Origin of the sequence: Psychrobacter sp., from assembly GCF_035469765.1 — a bacterium.
Lineage (GTDB): Bacteria > Pseudomonadota > Gammaproteobacteria > Pseudomonadales > Moraxellaceae > Psychrobacter.
Window position 1 is genome coordinate 1 of the sequence record NZ_DATIRM010000292.1, and the last position, 2,808, is coordinate 2,808.

2 protein-coding genes are annotated in these 2,808 nt (G+C 45.0%); both read left to right on the top strand.

Annotation, left to right across the window (positions count from 1 at the left end; translation table 11 throughout):
• A partial coding sequence (locus VLN09_RS08240) for a protein-disulfide reductase DsbD N-terminal domain-containing protein (protein WP_325245445.1) occupies positions 1-503 on the top strand: 503 nt, incomplete at its 5' end.
• Positions 504-561: 58 nt separating this feature from the next.
• Positions 562-2,727 (top strand): protein-disulfide reductase DsbD, encoded by a 2,166-nt coding sequence (dsbD, locus tag VLN09_RS08245; protein WP_325245447.1) that lies wholly within the window; start codon positions 562-564, stop codon positions 2,725-2,727.
• Positions 2,728-2,808: the final 81 nt, after the last annotated feature.

The window sequence follows — 2,808 nt, forward strand, 5'->3', positions numbered from 1 at the left end:
AGCCTTATGCGCTTGTCATAGTAACCACCGCCTTGATGGCGGCTGTATCAATGACATCTATCAGCACTCAGGCGGCAGGTTTGGGCGAATTATTTAGTAGTAATAGCGCTGGGCAGTCAAAATTTTTGCCAGTAGACAAGGCGTTTCAAGTCACTAGCAGTAGTAAAGCGACTAGTAAAAGCACACAGTTATCAATCGCTTTTGATATCACGCCGGGTCATTACGTCTATAAAGACAAGCTGACAGTCAGCTTCCCAAAAGGTATCAGCGCGGCGCCATTTACCTTTAGCCACGCGCCAGTTTCTATTGATGATCCAACCTTTGGTAAGGTGCCCGTATTTACCCAAAAAACCATCGTAGCAACCACCATGCTGACAACTAAAAATGGCAAAGCGGCCAAGAATGTGCCCATTATGATTGGGTGGCAAGGCTGTGCTAAAGCAGGTCTATGCTATCCGCCAGAGAAAATTAAAACCACGCTCAACATCGCAGCTAAACGTTAGAAATCAACAGATAACGAGTAGATTAATTTACAGATTCGTTATAAATAGGTAGCTCTTCATGTCCATTAAGACAGCAAAAAGCATCTCGTCAGCTAAAAAATTATTCATAAATGAGCAGTCGTCAACGACAAATAATGCTAAAAAGAAGTCGTATCTATTGGCGTTGACCATTGCCACTAGCTCATTAGTAGTAGGACTGAGCACGACAACGATGACGACGCAGGCGGCAGGTTTGGGCGATCTGTTTAGTAGTAATCAAAGCGCTGGGCAGGCGAAGTTTTTATCAGTGGACAAAGCTTTTCAGGTCACTAGTAGCAGTAAATCGGCGAAATCTGGGACTCAGTTATCCGTTAATTTTGATATCACTCCAGAGCATTATGTTTATAAAAATCAGCTTAAACTTACTTTACCTGCTGGCGTTACGGCGACACCTTTTACCTTTAGTCAAAAGCCTGTTTTAATTGATGATCCAACTTTTGGTAAAGTGCCGGTATTTGATCAAAAAAATATGGTTGCAACCACCACTTTAACCAGCAGCAATGGCAAAAGCGTCGATAACGCAGCGGTCGTGATTGGTTGGCAAGGGTGCGCTAAAGCTGGACTTTGCTATCCACCTGAGAAAATAAAAACCAGCATTAATATCGCTGCAAATTCGCCGCAAGCGGTGGTCAATACGACAAGTAGTGTTGCTAAAGGTGCTGCTAGTCAAGACGCTGCTGCTGTCGCGATATCAGAAGTGCCAAATACCCCAAATATAGAGAGCAGTGATGTACTAAGTTCTGAAGCAGAGCAAGCGCTTGCAGAAGATGACGTCATTGATTATGCCTTGTTAGATGATGGCGCGTTAGAGGGAGAGCTGAGTGCTGCCAATAGCATTTCTGGCGCTGATACGCCGCTTACGGGTAATACAGAAACAAATGACACGCTAGCTGCCGCTGATAATGCATCTGATAGTGATCCGTTTGGCTTAGCCAAGCATCCTTGGTTGGCATTAGGGTTATTATTTTTGGCAGGGCTTGGCTTAGCGCTTACGCCATGCGTATTACCGATGCTGCCCATCGTCGCTAACATCGTTGCCCGTCAGCAAAATCCAACGGTCAAAAAGGGCGTCATTTTAACGACCAGTTATGCGATAGGGGTATCGATTGCATACGGCATACTCGGTGCTGTGATTGCGATATTTGGCGAATCACTTGGTATTATCGGTTGGCTACAAAATCCAATTATCCTCATCAGTTTTGCAGTCATATTTGTCTTATTAGCCCTTTATATGCTGGAAGTATTTACCATTCGTCTGCCGCATTTTATCAGCAGTAAGATGCAAGGTTTAAGTCAAGCAGGCGATAGTAAACTTGGTAGTGCTGGTGGCAGTTTAGCGGCGGGATTTTTATCGGCGTTGGTGGTATCGCCTTGTGTGTCGGCGCCATTATTTGGGGCATTACTTGCTGTCTCAACGATTGGCAATCCGCTATTGGGCTTTGCTGCATTGTTTATGCTCGGCTTTGGCTTGTCAGCGCCGCTGATTTTGATTGGTGCTACGCAAGGCAAAATTATGCCAAAAGCGGGCGCGTGGATGAACTGGGTCAAGCAAGGTTTTGCCTTACTATTATTTGCCGTGGCGTTACTATTGATAGAGCGTGTCTTTATATCACCGCTGATGCTGTTGGTATGGGCACTATGGTTTATGGTAGTAGCGACATGGGCATGGAGCTGGCTTGGCAAAGGCAGGATGCTGTCGCAAGCCATCGGTTTGATTGCCGGTATTTGGGCCGCTACCTTGGTTATTGGCGCTGCACTCGGCAATGATGACAGTTTACATCCTTTAGCTTCATTGAGCACGGCTCCCATGCTAGTGCAGTCTGTTGATGGTCAAAACAGTGCCTCAAATACCTCAGATAAGCACATCACAACGTTGGCAGAATTGGACGCCATCACTGCGGCTAATCCTAAGGTGTTGGTCGATTTAACCGCTGATTGGTGTATCGAATGCCGTATTATGGATAAGAACTTATTTACCAATCGTCCAGCGCAAATGCAAAATTGGCAGTTAGTACGACTGGATATTACGGAAACTACAGCGGATTCCAAAGCAATTTTAGCGCGGTATCAACTGTTTGGTCCACCAACACTACTATATTATAAAGACGGTCAACTGCTACAAAAGCAAGTAGGCGAGATTGGTCGTGCAGAGTTTGAGCAGACTTTGACGGCACTGAATGAATAAGTATTAGTTTTAAAGGCTTCACCTTCTACTGATACTGACTATAAAAAAGCCAATGTACCGTGACGGTATGTTGGCTTTTTT